Source organism: Vibrio sp. MMG023, assembly GCF_021654215.1.
GTDB classification, from domain to species: domain Bacteria; phylum Pseudomonadota; class Gammaproteobacteria; order Enterobacterales; family Vibrionaceae; genus Vibrio; species Vibrio jasicida.
Genome location: NZ_JAKFZP010000005.1, coordinates 1 through 20,046, shown reverse-complemented (window position 1 = coordinate 20,046; position 20,046 = coordinate 1). Strand labels below are relative to the sequence as shown.

Annotated in this window: 22 protein-coding genes; 3 read left to right on the top strand and 19 right to left on the bottom strand. The window is 43.3% G+C overall.

Features of this window, described 5'->3' with window-relative positions; genetic code table 11:
- Nucleotides 1-14: 14 nt before the first annotated feature.
- The 4 genes from L1076_RS16725 to L1076_RS16710 all read right to left on the bottom strand — a co-directional run bounded on the left by L1076_RS16725 (nt 15) and on the right by L1076_RS16710 (nt 4,834).
- Nucleotides 15-896 (bottom strand): YjjW family glycine radical enzyme activase, encoded by an 882-nt coding sequence (locus L1076_RS16725; protein WP_237304083.1) that lies wholly within the window; start codon nt 894-896, stop codon nt 15-17.
- Nucleotides 897-917: 21 nt separating this feature from the next.
- The gene (locus L1076_RS16720) at nt 918-2,462 is read right to left on the bottom strand and encodes a YjjI family glycine radical enzyme (RefSeq protein WP_237304082.1); all 1,545 of its coding nucleotides are present in this window, start codon (nt 2,460-2,462) and stop codon (nt 918-920) included.
- A gap of 207 nt (nt 2,463-2,669) precedes the next feature.
- On the bottom strand, nt 2,670-3,296 hold the full coding sequence (locus L1076_RS16715; RefSeq protein ID WP_038881844.1) for a LysE family translocator: 627 nt from the start codon (nt 3,294-3,296) through the stop codon (nt 2,670-2,672).
- Between the two features lie 326 nt (nt 3,297-3,622).
- On the bottom strand, nt 3,623-4,834 hold the full coding sequence (locus L1076_RS16710) for an HD-GYP domain-containing protein (RefSeq protein WP_038881843.1): 1,212 nt from the start codon (nt 4,832-4,834) through the stop codon (nt 3,623-3,625).
- Between the two features lie 458 nt (nt 4,835-5,292).
- Here L1076_RS16710 and L1076_RS16705 point away from each other — a divergent pair, with 458 nt between their 5' ends.
- Nucleotides 5,293-7,002, top strand: coding sequence for an EAL domain-containing protein (locus L1076_RS16705; protein WP_239032743.1), 1,710 nt, complete (start codon nt 5,293-5,295; stop codon nt 7,000-7,002).
- A 68-nt stretch (nt 7,003-7,070) separates the two neighbouring features.
- Here L1076_RS16705 and L1076_RS16700 read toward each other — a convergent pair whose 3' ends face one another.
- The 5 genes from L1076_RS16700 to L1076_RS16680 form a co-directional block, all read right to left on the bottom strand.
- Nucleotides 7,071-7,544, bottom strand: coding sequence for a response regulator (locus tag L1076_RS16700; RefSeq protein ID WP_104028928.1), 474 nt, complete (start codon nt 7,542-7,544; stop codon nt 7,071-7,073).
- A complete protein-coding gene (locus L1076_RS16695) occupies nt 7,531-8,868 on the bottom strand; it encodes an ATP-binding protein (protein WP_237304081.1) in 1,338 nt (445 codons plus the stop codon). Before L1076_RS16695 ends, L1076_RS16700 begins: the two co-directional genes overlap by 14 nt.
- Nucleotides 8,869-8,871: 3 nt before the next feature.
- Nucleotides 8,872-10,290 (bottom strand): SLC13 family permease, encoded by a 1,419-nt coding sequence (locus tag L1076_RS16690; RefSeq protein ID WP_237304080.1) that lies wholly within the window; start codon nt 10,288-10,290, stop codon nt 8,872-8,874.
- A gap of 209 nt (nt 10,291-10,499) precedes the next feature.
- A complete protein-coding gene (locus L1076_RS16685; protein WP_237304079.1) occupies nt 10,500-10,979 on the bottom strand; it encodes a GNAT family N-acetyltransferase in 480 nt (159 codons plus the stop codon).
- Nucleotides 10,976-11,452 carry a GNAT family N-acetyltransferase gene (locus tag L1076_RS16680; protein WP_237304078.1) on the bottom strand — a complete coding sequence of 159 codons (477 nt, stop codon included), beginning with the start codon at nt 11,450-11,452 and terminating at the stop codon, nt 10,976-10,978. Before L1076_RS16680 ends, L1076_RS16685 begins: the two co-directional genes overlap by 4 nt.
- 130 nt (nt 11,453-11,582) lie before the next feature.
- On the opposite strand from L1076_RS16680, the gene L1076_RS16675 reads away from it, so the two are divergent.
- Nucleotides 11,583-12,044, top strand: a complete 462-nt coding sequence (locus L1076_RS16675; RefSeq protein ID WP_038881835.1) for a DUF417 family protein — start codon at nt 11,583-11,585, stop codon at nt 12,042-12,044.
- Nucleotides 12,045-12,529: 485 nt separating this feature from the next.
- On the opposite strand, the gene L1076_RS16670 is transcribed toward L1076_RS16675, so the two are convergent.
- The 3 genes from L1076_RS16670 to L1076_RS16660 are packed head-to-tail and all read right to left on the bottom strand — an operon-like array spanning nt 12,530 to nt 14,281.
- Nucleotides 12,530-13,042 (bottom strand): tetratricopeptide repeat protein, encoded by a 513-nt coding sequence (locus L1076_RS16670; RefSeq protein WP_237304268.1) that lies wholly within the window; start codon nt 13,040-13,042, stop codon nt 12,530-12,532.
- On the bottom strand, nt 13,023-13,685 hold the full coding sequence (locus L1076_RS16665; RefSeq protein WP_104038483.1) for a peptidase E: 663 nt from the start codon (nt 13,683-13,685) through the stop codon (nt 13,023-13,025). Before L1076_RS16665 ends, L1076_RS16670 begins: the two co-directional genes overlap by 20 nt.
- Before the next feature lie 14 nt (nt 13,686-13,699).
- Entirely contained in the window at nt 13,700-14,281 is a 582-nt protein-coding gene (locus tag L1076_RS16660; protein ID WP_237304077.1) for a DUF1287 domain-containing protein, read from the bottom strand.
- Between the two features lie 466 nt (nt 14,282-14,747).
- Between L1076_RS16660 and L1076_RS16655 the strand changes: the two genes are divergently transcribed.
- Nucleotides 14,748-14,978, top strand: a complete 231-nt coding sequence (locus L1076_RS16655; protein ID WP_237304076.1) for a PAS factor family protein — start codon at nt 14,748-14,750, stop codon at nt 14,976-14,978.
- A 75-nt stretch (nt 14,979-15,053) separates the two neighbouring features.
- Here L1076_RS16655 and L1076_RS16650 read toward each other — a convergent pair whose 3' ends face one another.
- The 7 genes from L1076_RS16650 to L1076_RS16615 all read right to left on the bottom strand — a co-directional run bounded on the left by L1076_RS16650 (nt 15,054) and on the right by L1076_RS16615 (nt 18,596).
- On the bottom strand, nt 15,054-15,443 hold the full coding sequence (locus L1076_RS16650) for an MAPEG family protein (RefSeq protein ID WP_038881832.1): 390 nt from the start codon (nt 15,441-15,443) through the stop codon (nt 15,054-15,056).
- A 204-nt stretch (nt 15,444-15,647) separates the two neighbouring features.
- Nucleotides 15,648-15,893, bottom strand: a complete 246-nt coding sequence (locus tag L1076_RS16645; protein ID WP_038872154.1) for a hypothetical protein — start codon at nt 15,891-15,893, stop codon at nt 15,648-15,650.
- Nucleotides 15,894-16,088: 195 nt separating this feature from the next.
- Nucleotides 16,089-16,394 carry a hypothetical protein gene (locus L1076_RS16640; RefSeq protein ID WP_237304075.1) on the bottom strand — a complete coding sequence of 102 codons (306 nt, stop codon included), beginning with the start codon at nt 16,392-16,394 and terminating at the stop codon, nt 16,089-16,091.
- 150 nt (nt 16,395-16,544) lie between these two features.
- Nucleotides 16,545-16,952 carry a hypothetical protein gene (locus tag L1076_RS16635; RefSeq protein WP_045405606.1) on the bottom strand — a complete coding sequence of 136 codons (408 nt, stop codon included), beginning with the start codon at nt 16,950-16,952 and terminating at the stop codon, nt 16,545-16,547.
- Nucleotides 16,953-17,146: 194 nt separating this feature from the next.
- The gene (locus tag L1076_RS16630) at nt 17,147-17,455 is read right to left on the bottom strand and encodes a transposase (RefSeq protein WP_237304074.1); all 309 of its coding nucleotides are present in this window, start codon (nt 17,453-17,455) and stop codon (nt 17,147-17,149) included.
- 209 nt (nt 17,456-17,664) lie between these two features.
- On the bottom strand, nt 17,665-18,147 hold the full coding sequence (locus tag L1076_RS16620) for a hypothetical protein (protein ID WP_237304072.1): 483 nt from the start codon (nt 18,145-18,147) through the stop codon (nt 17,665-17,667).
- An 11-nt stretch (nt 18,148-18,158) separates the two neighbouring features.
- Nucleotides 18,159-18,596: a DUF5675 family protein gene (locus L1076_RS16615; RefSeq protein ID WP_237304071.1), complete on the bottom strand. Its 438-nt coding sequence runs from the start codon at nt 18,594-18,596 to the stop codon at nt 18,159-18,161.
- Between the last annotated feature and the right edge of the window lie 1,450 nt (nt 18,597-20,046).

Genomic DNA, 20,046 nt, shown 5'->3' with positions numbered 1-20,046 from the left:
TCACCTTTACTGCGCTACACGTAGACCGATGGCATGGTCATTGGTCTGCTGACAAATTGACTTAATTGAGCGTGGAAGCGTAGCATTTCATCTTGGGAACATTTTTCCCATTCCAGAGCTTCACCCGTGACGCCATGATGCTGAAAGGCATTCAAACGAATGTTGACCGATTCTGGCAACGATTGCAGATAATGCCCCACCGTTGCAACTTCCGTATCTAAATCGCTTTTACCCGGAATATGAAGCAAACGCACTTCGTACAACTTGCCTACTTGCGCTAAATACTGAATGGTTTGGAATACTCGGTGGTTATCTCGCCCGACTAACCAGTGGTGCGTTTCACTTTGCCACGATTTAAGGTCAATCATCGCACCATCCATGTACGGCAAGACTCTTTCCCAACCTACGGTGGATAAAGAACCATTGCTATCAATGAAACAAGTGAGATGCTGCAATTCAGGATCGTGTTTGATCCCTTTAAACAGCGCCATAATGAAAGTGAGTTGTAAGGTAGATTCCCCACCGGATACAGTAACACCGCTAATGAAAAAGCGCTGTTTGCGTATCAAATCGAGCATTGCCTCCACAGAGTAGTCAGAAATTTTAGGATTAGATTGGTGCTGACATATCTCTATACAACGGTCGCAGTGGGTGCACTCCTCTTTAAGCCAAACAACGTTGTTGCTTTCGTCGAACTTCAGTGCGCCAGCGGGACACTCACTCACACAATCACCACAATGATTGCAGTGATTGATGGTGTGTGGATTGTGGCAATTGATGCACTGATAGTTACAACCCTGTAGAAAGATGACTAGACGGTTTCCCGGTCCATCAACACAAGAGAACGGAAGGATACGAGTTACCTTAGCCAAGAGGTTTTCCGAACGTCTAGTCATCTTATTCTTATCCGTCACCCATTACTTAGCGTAAGTCGGTGACATTTCGTGGCTCACCACACGTGGTGAACGCTCTAAAATACCGGTGTTCTTCGCCGCTTCTGCGCCTAGGAACGTCGTATTAGTACGTGATCCTTCTGCATCGAACTTTGCGATATCTGACAGTTTGACCATGTAACCCGTTACGCGAACCAAGTCGTTTGACGCAACGTTTGCCGTGAACTCACGGTATCCAGCATTCAATGCGCCTTTGCACAGGTTGAACATCGCTTCTGGGTTTGATTTCACTGTTTCGTCGATAGTCAGAATGTCACTGATGCCAGAACGGTAGTATTGGTGATGACCTGCCGTTGCTTGCACGTAAGACACTGGATCTGGTTCGTTTCCGTAAGGAATACGAACGCCCGGTGTTACATCCAAATCTAGGCTGATACCGCCTTGTGCATGCAGCAGTGCTTTGCCCTCTAGACCAAACTTCACTGGTGTGCTTTCGACCAATTCAGACAATTTTGCCGAGATCGCGTGACCGAGCTCGTTTGCCGTTGCATCTTGGCCGTAACGGCTTGCACTGCCCTCTTTTTCTAGTAACACATTCACTGCTTCTGCCATACCGTAGATGCCATACATTGGCGCAAAGCGAGATTCTTCGATCAAGCCTTCTTGCGTTAGAAAGCCTTTGAAGAACTCAGATTTTTCATGCAAATGTGAAGCGCGTGCGTCCATCAGCTCAACCATCAAGCTGTGATATTCTGGCAGCACGTTATTAAAGAAATCTTCACGGTTGTCTGCACGATTCGCCGCTTCTTTTAGGTTCATACGCACTAACGTGTTTGAACCGCCAGCCAATGGCAAAGAGTTGTAGCAGCTCACAATACCAAAGCGAGCACCTTCGTAGGCATTCGCGTGCATTGGGTAATTCGCGATGTGTGGCTTGCTGCACTCACAAATGTTTTGTGTTGCTTGTTTTAACAAAGCGTCTGGTGTGACTGCTTCGTCGTACATGAACGTTAGGTTTGGCGCGATCTGTTTTAGCTCGGCGTCAACTTTCAAAATCGTGCGGCAAATGATGTTGTCCGTCGGACCAATGTTCACGTGCATAAACGCATCTGGCAATGTGCGATCCAGCATAATCCAGAAGTGTTTCAGTTTTTTGTAAATTTGCGCGTCAGTAAGATCACCGACGTAAGGCATCAACACATCATCAAGTTGACCTAGGTAAACCGGAATGCTGGTTACCGAAGGCACGTGATGGTAAAGGATGGTCAACATGTTGATCGCATCATCAAAATCTTCTGCTGGAGCTAACTCCAAGTATTCAGAACCTTGAGAAAGAAATTTTGCGTAGTCTGGCAAAACATAACGCGGCTTAAACGGCGCGTGACCTTCAAACATGTCACATATGACGCCTTGCTGCATCGCTTGGCTTACCTCGTCAGAGACGGTCATATATGGAATTGTGGCTTCGGCTTCCAAAGCAAGAAAGTTTGATTTCTGTTTTGGAGACAAGTTGCTATCGGTCGCGATAGCAAGGAAACGCTGCTGAAGATCAGAAAGGCTTTGAGTCATCTAAGATGTTCCTGGAGAAAATACAACGAATACGCCCTTTCGAATCATTTGTTGATTTCAAATCATCGTTTGAGGGGACGCGTTGAATTTTACGCTCCAAGAGTCTTTGCCACTAATGAAAAAAACCAAAACGCCGATTTCCATTTTGGAAATAAGGTTTTTCTAATTTAGTCTAGGATTTAATAGCTTAGATTAATCCGCGGTTATTTAGCTTCGATGCGCGGTCGACAAAGCCACACCAGCGCTGATGAAGACACCACCTGTAAGACGGTTGAACAATTTAGCTCTTCCCTTTGCAAATAACCAGTTTGATGTCCTCACACCGAGTAATCCATAGAAGGTTAACCAACTCAGCTCGAACACCACAAACGTACTAGCAAAGATCATGTATTGAGTGAATAGCGATGCAGAAGGGTCAATGAATTGAGGAAATAGCGCGGTAAAGAATACAATGGCTTTCGGGTTGCTTGCACCAACGATAAAGCCACTTACAAACGCGCTGAGATAACTAGAAGAAGACTGTTCTAACTTTGCTTGAGAAAAATCCGTCTGTTTGGATCGTAGAGCTTGGATACCAAGCCAAATAAGATACGCTGCGCCACACCACTTGATGATGTTAAAGACCAGCTCCGAAGAAGCAATCACAACACCAAGACCGGTAAAAGACAAAGTAAGAATGATGGTGATCGCGGCTAAGCTACCAAGTGCCGTCATAAAGGCGTGGCGAAATCCGCTGCTAACACCTTTGCTTAAACAAAGTAGCGAACTAGGCCCAGGAGAGGCAGTCAGGACAAGTATTGCGAGGGTGTAATAAATCCAAGTATCGAGTTGCATTGGCGCTCCTTTCCAATGTACGGATAAATGAGTGAATCACGTGGGATAACAGCCTTACTCAACGTTTCTATCCATGAAACATCACGTAGAGGGCTCCACATCATTCTGCTCATAACTGAACTAACTCAAAACCAATCGTACTCCTCAATAAGCGTTCAGAGTAAGGAACCAGAGCGAGAAGCCAGAGCAACAAACATGCCTCCATTTATCTATCTTCTCGTTCACGTTGAGTCGTTTAGTTATGCAATCAACATACTGATAATATGCAATCGTGTAAAGTGATTACTTATTGGACAAGCATCACAAACAAGCAAACTGACTGCACATTAATCGTAGAATGGCTTCGGATCGACTTCTAACGTCGAAGGCGCCACTGCTTTTTCGATAGTGTGGGCGCTGTTTTTCAAATCGACCATTGCCACATCAATATAGCGTTTGTATTTGCGAGAGTAGAAACACTTCACTATCGGTTTCAGAGCTTGAGATTCATTCGATGTCCAGACAATACCGACACGCCCATCACTTAACTGAACAATAGAACCGACTGGGTAAACGCCGATGCAGTTAATAAATTTGTACACCAGTTCAGGATCAAGATGGAATGGCGTCAAACTCAATAGGATTTTGAACGCCTCTGCCGAACTCATGCCCTTTTTGTAAACACGGTCTGCGGTCAATGCATCATAAATATCGACGATACAGCTCATGCGGCCATGCATTGGGATCTGTTCACCAGATAAACCTAGTGGATAACCGGTACCATCAAGTTTTTCATGATGCATTAAGCATACATCGCGGCTCACATCGGCAAGCCCTTTCACACCCACGATAATTTCACCCGCAAACACCTGATGCAACTTCATATGCTCGAATTCTTCAGGTGTGAGTCGTGCTGGCTTATGTAAAACCTCATCATCAACTTTGATTTTACCCACATCATGAATAATCCCGCCGATAGCAAGCTGTTTGAGCGTTTCTTTATCCAAACCTAAATGCTTACCAAAAGATACCAACAAACATGCGACGTTAACGGAATGCTCAAGCAAATATGAATCTTTTTGGCGCAGTGCAGACACACATTGAAGCGCATCAGAATCAATAAATACGCTTTCGATCATGTCATCCGCCCACGATTCAATTTCGTCGACTTCAATGATCTTGCCTTCAAAGGTTTGGTTCAGCAGTTTTTGAGCTAAACCTTTCGCTTCTGCAATCAGTTTTTTGGCTCGCTTGTGCTGGGCTTCTCGGGAACGAAATGCGCGCTGAATTTTCGGTGTTGTAATAACGTCAGATGCCGCTAACGTGACATCATGTTCCTCTTCAACAGGGTTGAACACGCACTCTTGAGCAGAAAGTTTCTGATCAACCCACACAAACTTCACCCCACTGGCTTGCAGCTTTTTAATACCTTGCGAAGTAGAAACGCGTCCGGCATTGGCCAAGTTCACACGTTTATTTTGTTCGATTGCAGTAACGAACATACCGATACCGATATCTGCAATCGAAATTTTTATTGAGTCTTCTGGTTTGTACTGCATATCGCGAAACTTGTTAACATCTATTATTTAGCAAACGCATTATAAGGGATCTGACCATTCATCGTTATAAGAATTCACTATCAATTAAAATTAATGAGTATTAAGTCAATATATGAGACATTCGCCTCCCTAAAAACCACTTTTAATTTATGGACTTAGTCCAATTTATCATCATCTCTTGTCTGATTTTTGATAATTTGGGTGTTGAATCAATAACTCTTTCGTACAAATGGTATTTACTGTTGACTAAGTTTTATAAATGCCGATTATTAGTCGCATTACTCTAATATAATTTCTATTCCACATAAGCGAAGTCAGCTCATTAACATCACAGCTAACCAACCTGAATCGACTTGTTTCGTATGCAGTGTGAAAGGATAACCGCCCAAAATGTCATCAGCGTGTAGCTCGACTTATCTATTTATCTTCAACGCTGCTAGGATTGCGGAGGAAGCATCTTGACCACCAACAAGGTTGATCAAACCATTTCCGAACACGATCGTGAGTTTCTTCAGATCGTAGAGCAACGCTTCATCCACATCTTCGATGTGTTTAGTGAAGGACTCTTTTACATGGATGAGTTCGGCACTATGGCTTTCTATAACCAGCGATTCTATGAGCAATTTGGCATCAATGCGGGCCGTATCAATCTAGATAGATGGTTGGACTTAGTGCACCCTTTAGACAGAGAGCGTCTGTCTAAGCGTGTCGATGCCCATATCAACACCGACAACACTCGTGTCACCACTACCTATCGATTGCGTAAACCCAACGGACAATACGTATGGATTGAAGGTGTTGCGATGACCAAAGAAACCGAGCACGGCCACTATATGGTCGGCAGCCATCGCGATATCTCTGAGCGAAAATTAATGGAAAGCTACATTCATCAAGTGGCCTTTCATGACAACGCTTCCGGCATGGCAAACCGTGCACATCTGCTTCTCAATATCGATAAACTCGTGAAATCAAACCGTAGCCAAGCATCGATTTTTTATATCCAGATAGAAGAAATCAAATCTTACCTCAACCAGTATGGTAGTGAGCTGGTCGATGGCTTAGTCGAGAAACTATTGCAGACACTCAGCCATTTGCCTTCGCCCAACTGCACCGTTTACCGTGTTCATGATGATGATTTTGCTATTTTGGTGCTCGATGAAATACCACTCGAAGATTTGCACACTTATGCACAAACCATCAAACAGAATTATCATGATGCGGTAGTCGAAGAAGGCCAATATTTGGGCAGTAATATCAGTATCGGACTCTACCCTTCTATCGATCCTGAGCACTCAGCTGAAGAAATTGTCCGCAAGGCCGCACGCACCTGTCAATATGCCAGCGAGAAGAACAAAGATCGCATCGCGGTATACAGCCAAAAAACGCAACATGCGGTGGACCGTTACTTCTTTATTGAGCAAGGCTTGAAAAATGCACTTGAAGAGAAAACACTGAGCGTGAAATTTCAGCCGATTGTCCGAGCATCCGATTTACAAGTGGTCAGCTTCGAGTCTCTGGTACGTTGGCGCAGTAAAGAGTTTGGTGAAATCTATCCTGATGAATTTATTCCTGTCGCAGAAAATAAAGGCTTGATAGTCGAGCTGGGGTACCAAGTCTTTGAAAAAGCTTGCAAGTTCATTAAAAGCTATCGTGAACGTTATCAGAACCAAGTGCGTGTGAACGTGAACGTGTCGGTATTACAGCTTCTCAATAGTGAGTTTCCGAGCAAGATAAAAGCAATGGCGGATAAGGCAGGCGTCGAACCCAAAGCGATCGTTCTCGAACTAACAGAAACCTTTATTCTGGATAATAACCAAGCGGCTATCGCCCCCCTCAACACATTAAGTGAACTCGGATTTGCGCTCTCACTCGATGATTTTGGTGCAGGCTACAGTTCTTTGAATTGCTTCTTCGATTTACCGATGACGCAAATCAAGATAGATAAGTTAATGGCATGGAAGACTCTAACAAACCGTTCGTCTCGAGAGTACTTGAAATTCTTGATCAGCATGTGTTTTGAGCAGAACATTGAGGTGGTCATCGAAGGAATTGAAGATGCTAAAATGCGCGATTTTTTTGCTGAGATGGGTGTCGATTACCTGCAAGGCTTCTGGTTTTCTAAACCTTTATCTGTCGCAAGTGCGAGTCGATACACCTTGAGTCAATAATCACTCCAGTTAAAAATCGCGAGAATGCATCCTGAGCTAAACATCCTACTCAGCTCAGGAGCATTCGATTATCTCAAGCGGTCAAACACGACATTCTGATCTAAGTGCTCGTGGTATTCGGTGTAGTCTAAGCCCATATCGAAGATGTACTTTGTCACCAAGTTTCTCACACACTCCACCAATTGCTCTGCCTGCCAAGGTTTTTCAAAGTAACGATCAATGCCCGCAGAATTAATAGCATTAATAGTATCTGTATGTGTCGCTTGCCCGGTTAGCAATACTTTTCGAGTACGTAGAAAACGACTGTCTTTAGAAATTTCTGTTAGCAATTCCACACCAGTTTTACCCGGCATCACATGGTCAGAAATAATAAGCGCAATCATCTCGCCTTCCGCGTCCAACTCATCCATTAATTCAAGTACTTCATCGGCAGACTCGCAATCTTCAATGTTGAGCCACTGGCTTAACGACTGTAAGTCTTGCAGAACCGCGCTTAACACCTCTCGCTGGTCATCAACGCAAATTAAATTAAGCTTGTCCATGTTCATCCTCTACCGGTAGTTTAATTCTAAATATGGTTTTTTCGCTGTCGCTTTTCACTGCAATCGAACCGTTATAGCCCGCTACAATTCGCTTCACTATCGACAGCCCTAACCCCAATCCAAACGACAGGCCACCTTTCTTAGTGGTGAAGTTTGGTCGGAAAATCTTTCTACGTGTAACTTCGCCAATCTCAGGACCATTGTTGGTGATAGTCACTAGAATCTTGTTCTTGCTTACACGCGTTTGTATCTCAATCGCTGGTGACTCAGTCTCTCTTAGCGCGTCACAAGCGTTCTTCAAAATGTTGACCCAGATTTGCACCAGTTCGGTTTGCGAGCCCACGAACAGAGGTAAATCAGCCGGACTAAAACGCACACTTACACGTCTTAAATCGCTTTGTAGCAATGCAAGTGCTTGGTTTATCGAGTCATTAACTCTGAGCCCTTCTTCTTTGTCTATGTCGGTACGACCTAATTGTTTCACTGACTTCACAATGCCAACGGTGTGCTTTGAGGCAATACGCAAATCGTGTAAATCACGTCCCATCTGCCAGTAACGAATCGCTTCTTCCGGGCGCTTTAACCAATGCTCATTGAGATAATCGGTTGGCACAGCGCGAGCTAATTCTCGGGCCAGATCTTTTGGCAAACCATAGAACTTCTCAAAATGGCGCCCTCGCGTTCTTGCTTCACTCGATGAGATTTTCTGCCCTTGCATCAAACCGAAATCGAAGAACTGGCTTGCCTCAGGATGGACCTCTTCGAGCAATCCCATGATCACCGACTCCAAACGCTCTGATTTACTGCTCACCACACCAATGGCATTGTTGAGCTCATGGGCGATGCCTGCTGCAAGTTGGCCAAGTGTTGTCATTTGCTCTGCGGTATGCAGCTTTTGCAATGCCTTCTCTTTACCCAGCGCTTCTTGCATCGCTCGGCGTTGACGGCGAGAAAGCTCGTTGACCATCACCGGCATAAACTGTGCAGTTAAAGGACCATACTTACCTGCTTCGACCGCTGGCGTATTGCGCTCAATCCACGCTAACTCAACGTCCGTTTGTGCAATCACAGTCGAAGAGGCAGTCCACGTTCCAGAGAAGAAACTGTGTACGCCAATAAACGCGCCCTTAGACGCCGCAAACACCTGAGTCTGCTTTTTGCTATCCTCAGAGAAATAACCGGCAAGCTCGCCAGACAGCACGTAGTAGAGTCGCTCGTTGTAGCCGTCTTGTTCAATCAATACCGAGCCTGCCGACACCGTAATGCGACGCTCGATATGATTGAAGTAACGCTCTACCAGCGTATCTAATTTGCTCTCGTACATGGCTTAACCAATGTGCCCTACGGTGTGAAGGATCCACACCATCAAGAAACTCAGCAACACACCAACCACACCTAACACGACACCAACGCGCGCCATTTGATTGCTTTGCACATGACCTGTAGCGTGAGCCAACGCATTTGGTGGTGTACTGATTGGCAGAGACATACCAAGCGATGCCGCAAAGGTCACCACAAGAATCAACGTCACTTCACCACCGAGTGGTGTTAGCGATGCCATTGAGGTGCCGAGCGCCGCCATAATTGGCATCAACAAGTTTGCTGTCGCGGTATGAGACATAAAGTTCGCCATCAGCAAACATAAGAACGCCGCACCGAACAGCACCACATAAGGCGAGAATTCATCAAATGGAATACTGTGAACCACCAGCCTTGCCAAACCTGTCTTGTCTAGTGCAAGACCCAACGCAATACCGCCAGATACCAACCAAAGCACATCCCAAGAAATCTTCTTAAGATCTTCTTTGTTGATGATGCCCGTCAGTGAAAATACCGCGACCGGAATCAATGCTACCGTGTATGAGTTCATGCCGTGCGCTGAGCCCATCAACCAAAGCAGAATCGTGCCCGCAAACGTGATGTACACAATGATGGCTTTCGGTGTTTTCAAGAATTTACTCTTGATGTTGAGGTCAATTTTGGTCGTCTCAGCTTTGTAGAGAAAATCGATCAGGAACCACGCTAGCGCCATCATCACAATGACAAACGGAACGCCAAACACCATCCATTCACCGAAGGTAATGAGGTTGTCACCCACTAGGTATTTAAGCGCAATCGCGTTTGGTGGTGTACCAATTGGAGTACCAATACCACCGATGTTTGCTGCGACTGGGATACACAACGCAAACGCAATGCGCCCTGGATCTTTCGGGCCAAACACCGCGATAACCGGCGTCAAGATGGACAACATCATTGCCGTCGTTGCTGTGTTCGACATGAACATGGAGAAGATTGCAGTAATCAGCATTAAACCCAGCATGACGTATTTCGGGTTTTGTCCAAACGGCTTAAGCAGCACGCGCGCTAAGTTGACGTCCAATCGATACTTGGTGGCCGCCATCGCGAGGAAGAATCCCCCCAAGAACAGCATGATGATTGGGCTAGCAAACGTCGCCATGATGTCACTGTATTGCAGTAACTCACCAAAATAAGGCTCCCCTTCATCAAGCCGAAAGAAAATCAGACCCTTGTTGGAAACGAGCAACAACTCAAGCACGATGATCACCACAGAGGTGGCGTAAATTGGGATCGGTTCAAATACCCAACAGAGTGCAGCAAGCAAAAATATCGCGATAACGCGCTGCTGAATTATGGTCATACCTTCGAATGGAAACGCTGACAGTGGCATCAGCAAAATGAGCAAAGGGATCACCGTTGGGATGATGTATTTGAGATAAGGGCGCATAGTACTACTTCTCTTCCTGAGATGGTTTGCCGTGAGATAACTGACGTAAGGAGCTGTTTTAACTGGCTTCCTTTCGCCACTCCGAAGAGAAATTATGCGCGCGCTTTTGAGGAGGAATTCTGGTGTTAGATCAATGAACTCTTATTCACCGCAGAAAACATGCGGTATCTGTGTTCAAGCTCACTAATTGAGCGAGGATTATTTATTGATCACACATCTTTTTTGTCTAACCGCCTTTCCATTACATAGTTGGTTAACGTAGCACCACGGACTTCGACTTGCTGCTCGTTTACAACAATAAAACCCATGTGCTCATAGAAAGGACGAGCGGTAACACTCACTTCTGAGTAGATTCGCGTCAGCCCTTTTGCCTTTGCTTGCTCGAGTACATGGGTCATCAATGCACGCCCTACGCCTTGCCCTTGATATTCATGATGGCAAAAAAAGTGGTCGACTAATCCACTAGGCTGCACATCGCTATAACCAACGATGACACCATCTAGCACAGCGACAAACGGCTGGATAGATATCATCTTCTTTAACCACAGTTGGGAGTCAAATCCCTCTTGCGTCCAAGCCTTCACTTGTTGCTCGGTATAATCTCTGCGATTGACGTTTCGGACCGTGTTAAAGAAAAGTGCCCAAAGTTTCGGGGCATCTTCTTCTTGAAAGTCACGAATTATGATCATACGTCCTCCAATAAATCGATCTGCATTAATTGGCCACGTTCACCTGGTTCCCCCACCGGATGCCAGCCATTTTTGTAATAAAAACGTTCACCTGCATCATTACCGGGTATGTAGCGTAATCTCGCGTACGTACAACCACCATCAGCAAAACGTTTTAGCAAGAAGTCTTGTAAATGCTTGCCTAACCCTTTATTTCGAAACTTGGGTAGTAAATAAAGCAGATTAATGTAGCCAAATCTTAACCCTTCATTATCAAGAATTGGATGCCGGCATTCCAGTTGACCAATAATTTCACCATCTTTGCTCACATGAAAGAACCCCGCTTCAGGATCTTCTGCAATAGACGCAAACCAAAAGGCAATTTCTTGGGTATCAAACCCATTTTGATGTCCAAAACTCACCTCATACGCATCTCTGCGAAACGCGATGCATAAATCCAAGTGAAGAGATAAATCGACAGGGACAAATTCCATTTAAGCTAACCCTTTTATTGCTTAATTATTCGCTATATAGATATTCGTTATTTTATATAACCATAAATTCAAGAATTTTATATTTCAACCGTCGGTCATTTAAAAACATGCTTTTATAGGAGAAGTTATTATGCATGCATCATCTGTTTCCCAAAAACCGACACAATTTGGTTATTACCTTGGCGTATTTGGCGTTGCCCTTGTTCTTATTTGGTTAGGTATTTATAAATTCACTCCAACCGAAGCCAAACTCATTGAACCTTTGGTGGTAAATCACCCTGCCATGTCTTGGCTATATGGCATCATTTCCGTTCAAGCCGTGTCTAATATCATTGGCTTAACCGAAATCATCGTCGCACTCGGCCTATTGGTTGGATTGAAAAAACCAACCGTAGCCTACTGGTCCGGTATCGCTGCAAGCGTTATCTTCCTCGCGACACTGAGCTTCCTAGTTACGACACCAAATACATGGAAAATTTCCGACGGTGTTTTGATCGCGAACTTTTTCCTTGTAAAAGATATTCTGTTCTTAGCGATTTCAATCAGCGTGGTTGAGCGAAACAAACCAAGTTTGACGCCAGCTATCGCCTAGTTTTAGGAAAAGTATCGAGAGATAGAAAAGAGAAAGCGCCATGACGATATGGCGCTTTTGTTTGCCGTAAAAACGTTTAACCCAACATCATCACAGCTTATTGCCCACCCCAATAGTATTAGTAGAGCCTATTGATGAGTTTCTACATTAAAAACGAAGGCCAGTCAGAAACTGAGCAACAGCGAATAAAGGGACGGACCACGCGATGACGCTTCGATAAGGCAACATATGAACGAGGAGAGACGGATAACGTATCAGTTCCATTATTTGAAGGTGAGTAAGTAAATGCTGCTCTGGGCTTGAAAAACATGCCCAAAATCGCCGGGTAAAAGGGTGAGCACAGATAGCGTGCAAATAGCTGGAACAGATTGACCATATTCCTAGAAAACCAACTAACTCAACGAGAAAGAATACTTCTAAGCTAATAGGTAACACGGAAGGTCCACTTAGCAATACAATGGCTAGAAAAAGCCAAATCTTACGGTTCATCTACACTCCTTGTTCCGTGCTCTCTTAGCGCATTTAATCCTTCCAGCGCCTTTAACGTTGATGCCTTCAGAAGGGGGCTTGTCGTATTTTTTTCTGATGTTGAGAGCCGCATTAAACAGCGATTCTGCCTCTTTCAATCGCCCCTGCTCTACATACAACTTGCCCAAATGCTGATAACTAAAGCTCAAATACAGCTCAGTGGCAAACGCTTGGCTTTGTATAAACACGCTCGTCGCCTCATCATAGTCCCCTATATACTGTTTTGATGTTGCGACAACGTGCAAAGCCCAAAATTGATGCTTATGGTCCAAAGCACTTTTCGCGACACGCTCTCCAATAGTTATTGATGCTCGGTAGTTGCCTAGCACTCGTAAGCTGTCAGACAACAAAATTTGTTGCCACTGTAACGCCTCTGAGTGCCTTCGAAACCAAAAGAGAAGACATTTACTCCCGCTTTTACACAATCGAGTAACCGCACCTAAGCTGGGCCTATCTCTTTGAAATTTCATCATTGCCATTTCGGATTGTGATTTGTGCGTCCTCACTGCTATAAATGACTTTGCTTGGCTTACCATCAACAAAATGCAGCGCGGCATAATCACTGAGGCCGTAGCAGGTCGCATCAAGATGACTATGAGCAAAGCGCTCGAATAGGTCGTGTTTCTCGTCGTTCTCAATAAAGTGAGCAGATGCTAAACCTCGTAAAAGACCGATGCCTTTGATGATGGAGTAAGCCTCTGGATCGCTGTCTGTAATCCCATAATCAAACCAACAAATGGCGCCTGCACTCATCCCACAAAGTATGATGCCGCGGTTGTAACACTCTTTTAGAATGTCGTCGATACGCCATTCTTTCCATAGAGCCAGCATAGAACGGGTATTGCCACCGCCAACGTAAATCACATCTTGCTCTAGCAACTTGGTTCGCCAGCCTTTCTCTAACTTGAACAGAGGAAAGTGTGTAAGGTGTTCGCTCAGCTTAGCATTGTGGAAACGGGTGATGACTTCTTCCGAATCTCCGGTTGCGGTAGAGAGATAACAGATTTTGGGGTTATTCTTTCCCACTAGTGACAAAATGTATTGGTCGAGTTGGCTTGGGAGCTCTCCCATCATCCATCCGCCTCCACCCAATACGACACAATGTTTTTCCAAAAGTTGACTTCCTTCTATTTAGGCTCAAACCGATAATGACCGGTTATAGGATAATCAAACAACATATCCTCCAGTACGACACCTCCTCCTATATTGTGAACAATCAAAGGTCGTCGTTTGTCTGTCGATAAGTCATCGGCAACGATACCAATATGAGCGAGGTTCCCAGGGAGCATCCACGTGACAATGTCACCAGGCTTGAAATTATGACCATCATTTGAGATAGGTATTTCTACCCCATGACGTTGAAAGAACATTTGTAAATTTGGAACTCTGCGATGATCAATATGTCTATCAGTACGAGCTAAGCCCCAGATTCGTTTGGACGGATATGCAGAAAAGTTATCTCTCATGTCTTCATGAACAAGGACTTGGAGATCGACACCTAGTTTTCTATAGCTACGAATAATAACATCGGTACACACCCCGATATCAGAAGCAACATCGCCATTCGGGTAGCCAATTTGGTAATAACTTCCATCATAAGTAATGTCGTACTGTGTTCGTTCTTTCGCTGCCTCAGCAAGCGAAATAGGTTGTTCTGCTATAGCTGGCAAGCTAACAAGAACCGCCCACATGACAATGAATTTTCCCATAACAAATTAAAGCCCTTTTCATCAAAGCCACCCAATACTTCAACACTATTTTATCGGTTGCAGAGAGATTGACTTTAGGTTGTTCGATAAGACCCATAAGAATTGCTTTTAAACTGCGTAAACTTCTCGGTAGAGTCAAATTCACCGACGGGCTTTTTATCTAATGTAGGACACGCTTCAAATTGATTTCATATATTTGTACGACCAGAATCAAAAAGCTACCCCGAGATTAGCTTTACGCTTTTTCGACCACATGAACAACTTTCCCGGTTGTAAACAAGCAACGAAGCTACGAAGAGTGAATTCCTATCACTATGATTTATAAGTTATTTAACTCCCACCAACGACTTGGTTACTTCGCACCACGAATTTATATCAGACCACTTTTCTGTGATTGGGGCTTCTGAATTTCGAATTGTAATCGAATACAATACATATGCACCCCGTGCAATAGAAAAGGAATTATATGAAAACGCTTATTTATGACACGCTTGTCAACCTTGCTAACCAAGAACCGGAATACCACGCGAAAATACGCCAGAACCTTTATGAGCAGTTAGATCTGCCCTTTGATAAGCAGCTTGCTCTGTATGCATGTGCACTCGGTCCTGCAAGCTCTGGTAAACTGGAAAGTCGTCAAGGTATCGACAATGCGGTAGATAGTGCAGTTAGACTATTAGCGACTCGTGAACGTTAATCAACTTTGCACTTTTAACGGCCCTACTCCCCTGGCGGGCCGTTTTTCTTCAAGGAAATAAACTCTCCTCTGTCCTCAACCAGAGATACACTGTCCCATAATCCCAAACGCACTCCCCATCGCGATTGCCCAAGAAATTGACCGTAAAACACCGAAGTTTAATAAATAAAGAACATGGTAAGCGATTCTAAAAACGATATGCGCTAACGCTAAGAGCTGAATCTTCTCGTTTACTGCACCTGTCGATATTGCAAGTAGAACAGCAGAGGCAAAAACTATCAAAGATTCAAAAGCGTTCTGATGTGCCGCTAATGCTCTAGCGCCAAATCCTTTCAAGCCAGCTTGCTGCTCGCGAGGGTAATTATTGTTATAGCCGCCCGCTTTATGCATAGCAATTGCCACAGGTATTTTGGCTACATAAGGTAAGAAAGCCGCTACGATTAGACAAAAAATCAAAATATCCATGTTTCATCCTAGTTGGTACCGCGAGAGGTTAATTCTAAAATTATGAGCGATACTTTCACTATAAGCCGGATTGCTAATGATTTAGTAACTAATTTGACTGCATTAGTACAAGTCAATTGTAAACTCGTTCCATAAGTTGTTCCTTAGAAGTGGGCTCTCTATGGCAAACGTTTATACCATAATGAATGGTAAGAGCCTTATCGATTAAGCGTCTTCATCAATAGTGTTAGGATTCGTATTCTTAGCTATTTGTATGAAGGTATATGAAATACCGCATACAAAAAATTTAGTCACCCATAACATCAAAGCGGAAATAATCAGCCCTAAACCAAACTGAATCCCAGAAGCTATAGATGAAAACACACCAAAAGCAGCAAATAACGCCACAACAACCGTCAGGAAGACATCTATTTTCTTTAATCTGGACTCAAACTGTTCGACCTTTTTCATTAACACTCCTTGTAAACTTATAGAACAAAGGTTGAGTACAATCCTACAGTTAATCATATCGTCAATGCAATTTTGAATTTAGTCCAGAAGACACATTGCGAAGCGTTAATGATGTAACATGAACACCATTGAAACAGGAATTACTTAGATCATTGGATGGTACGTATGTGGTTAGATAAATAACTTTTGAATCGTTTACTCTTCAACTTTGACGGCTATTGCGTTCCAGTACGTAATAAGAACAACCAATACAGCCCAAGGCATTGCTAGCCAAAAATAGTAAGAAGCCTGACCATTTGTTAAGTGATAATAAGAAACTAAAACAACACTAGCGAATATTGATATGCTATATGCAAACCACAAAGCCACACAAACATCATTATTAAACTTAGAAATTGAAACTCGGCGTTTTGCGCAAGCCAAAAAAACCAAACCAAAAGCAATCAATCCACCCAAACCAAGGTGAATAAATAAAAGTGGAACTAAGATCCAAAACGACATATATACGCCCTTGAGTAGCCATACGTTTTGTTAAAGTGAGATCGCCATAATACAACAACCTCTACAAACCACGTTGAGAAAAAAGTAAACGCATGAAAAAATGCGACGCGCTGCGAGTCACTCTCAAATGCTTTGTTAGGCAAATTTTACTTAGAGGCTTATAGCACACTCTTTTAAAATTACACCTTTCGCTAAAAGGGTTACTTCTCTAAATTGATTCATTGATCCAAACTGAGAAAAATAAGGTTTTACAAGATTACAAGACCCTCTTACAGATAAAGCCAGCCTTAAAAAAGCGACTGAGTCACTGGGATCCATATTTAACTGCCTTATAGATATTTGAAAAGCCTCTTCGTATTTTCCTTTTTGATAGTATTCGTCATATTGACTAGATAACAATTGATATTCACTTTCTACTACATTATCAGAGGACGTTACTGGAAAAGAAATCGCAAATACTATGGTATAACTAACATGCCTAAGCCACTTGGTACTTTTGATAAGAATTCTTTCCACTGACCAGGATGGATTGTTGGGCAACCAGCTGAACCTTTCCATGTTGTTTTGTACCCCCAATGTACATGAATATAATTTGCTCTCTTCCCATATTCGGGAAAATTAGGATTTTCGTTCTGTGTAGGAACAAATTTGTTATTGTTAACCACCAAAGCTGGTATACCCTTATGCGTACCATGCGTTAGCAAATGCCACATAATTCACACAGCAGGCATAGCTTTCAGTGAACTCGTACTTCACTCTTGCTGCTTCGCGAAGTACACCGAGACCTTTTTTAGGAATTCCATTTCATCTTTGAGTCGCTTATTCTCGCGCCTTAGCGCTCGAAGCTCTTCGGACTCTTTCTTCGAGCAATCGACACCGTCTAAAGTGTTAAGCTGTTTATCAGATAGGCGTATGAACTGGCGCTTCCAGTTCCGGATCTGCTGGGCACTGATGCCCAGCTCCTTGGCAACGGAGACGGCTGTCCGACCAGGAAGACTGGCCAAGCGCACTGCTTCTTTGCGGAACTCTTCGGTGTACGCTGGATTACGATGTTTAGCCATAAATCACTTCTCAATTAGACCCTAGATCTAACTTAGTAAATTGTCTACTAAACGTGGGGACTCGGTCGTATAACGCCCTGTTAAGGTGTGAACAACGCAATGCCAATGCCTCCGCATGCCACCTTAAACACTAAAACCAACGCATAGTGAAAATGCCACGCGTTGCGAATCAATCTTAAATGATTTGTTAGCTGGCTGCTAGCATTGGCTTAATCTATCACGCTCACGTTTATAACCTCCAACCTTTCAATAAGTGCGTCAGCCATTGATTTTAACTTATCCGGCTGTTTTCTAGAGTAAGGTTTCATTGTTGCTAATACATCAACTCTTAGCTTTTCTAACCGATTCGCCTCATTGCCTGTATGGTCTGTGAACACCATCCCATCTAGCTCATTTAACCATTTGTCAAAAGACTCTGGGCTTTCAGATAGTAAAAGTAAAGTATTCTGAGGCTCAACTTTTAGCGCAACCAACAATAAGGGAGAAACTTCTCCGGAAATAGCTCCGTCTCTACGTTTCCAAATTTCTACCAACGAAAAAAGCGTAGGAACTATTTTCGAACCTTCTTTTTTTTCAAGATTTGATTCAATAGATTTGTAGTTTTCTATCATCCAGTTATGTAAGAGGCTTACTTCTGGCGTTTTAGCATACAGTAGCCCTGAGCAAAAAACAGACACAACCAAAATTGCCATATTCCTTATCATCATTGCTGATCCAACTGATTAGATATATTTATGGTAATTTTTTTGTTGCTCGCGATTTCAGAAAAAATTTCTTTCAGAGCAGATTTGCTATTACCCACATAGTAATGAGATTTAGCCACACTCCCCCATGTTTTACCAGGCATCAAACACCCAAGAGTGTCTTTGTGATAATTTCCGGCATGGATTAGAATAAACGTTCTCCCCGGAACATTTTGTAATTCATATACATTAGGATACTTCGGTGAGCCATAGGGCAATAATTTGTAAGTCCCTGCTTTGATCCTTTTATCGGATCCCTCAGTTATCGAGTCTGGCCCTGCGGGCTCCAATACAAACCAACTTTTACTTACTCCCTCAATAGTTAATTTACCTAAAGTTGTCTCTCCCATTTGCTTTGTTCGCTTTAGATTTAATTTAACTTCATCTAGTTTTTTCATTGCTCTTATCCTAGCTATCAAATCAATGAAATTAACAGAAGAGTATTGTTACAAAAGATCCGTTTTATCGTTAATAGAGACATCGCTAACTTAAATGAAATTGAGCATTACGTTTTTTACATCAACTTAATGTAGGCAGCTAACACTCTGTTAAGGTGTGAGCAACGCAACGCCGAAGCCGCCGCATACCACCTTAAACACTATAACCAACGCATAGTAAAAATACCACGCGTTGCGAATCCCTCTAAAACAGTTTGTTAATTGAGCGCTTTTCAGTTTTCGCCGATCTTACAGCCACTTTAGCCAAAGTTGGTTTTCCTAATTAATGATTAGTAAAGCTAACTCAAATATGTATTTAACTAAAAGATTACCGTTTATCTTTAGTTTGAAATGCGTCTCACAACACCATACTTCGGCGATGTAAGTGCGCCGCACTAATCGCGAATGCCTTATATTATTAGAAGGCTTTGTGTCGCCTTTCCCATCAGTAAACTTAAGTACCAAATTGAAGTTAGTCGCATTAGCTCAATTAAGGAAACCGACCGAACACTCTAAACCTAGAATACCGTATCAATGTGCTTTCGTATTTTCTGCGCCAGTTAACGCCTTGTTAAGGTGTGAGGCACGCAATACCGAAGCTTCCGCATACCATCTTAAACACTAAAACCAACACATGGTAAAAATGCCACGCGTGCCGAATCACTCTTAAACAATTTGTTATGTGCCAACTGGACGTAGCCCACCTCGGCATTCATCTATGTCTACAGATAATACAAACTGCTGCTCGCATTGGGAGCATTGGAAGGTACAGTTAACTGATACACTTGGCCATCGAACCGGTGAAGGAAAGCTATTTTCAAAATTGTATTCGGAAACAAGTATTAACTCAGAACGCTTTAGGGCACCAGCAAGTTTTTCGTATGTTGCAGTATAATCTGAAGGTCTTTGAAAGCCTCTAGGTATTGACCATATTTCGCAGCTTTTACATATATCCATAACGTTAAGATAAACTATTCTATATGACACATAACGCCTTGCTAAGGTGTGAGTAACGCAATACAAAAGCTACCGCACGGCGCCTTAATCACCATAAGCCACCGCAAAGTAAAGATGCCACGCGTTACGAATCACTCTCAAGCAATTTGTTAGTACATGTGCTACTTCTATTTATGCGCTCCAAGATATTGAAAAATGGCATGATATGAAAGGCTTTGAACACTGAAGTGAGACGGGCAGCTACAAAACTTTACCTCGATTGGAAGACGAAAGTTGGCTAGAAGAAAAACGCACTGAACTCCCCCACTTTTACTGGCTTCAAATTAGAAAAGGATTCGATCCTCGCACTTCGACGGCAACGCCAAAGAAAGGCAATTCTGACTTAGTAAAAACCACGAAAGAGAAGAAGCGCCAAACAAATAGGCTAAGAGTTAGAAACCGTAAACGGTGAAAT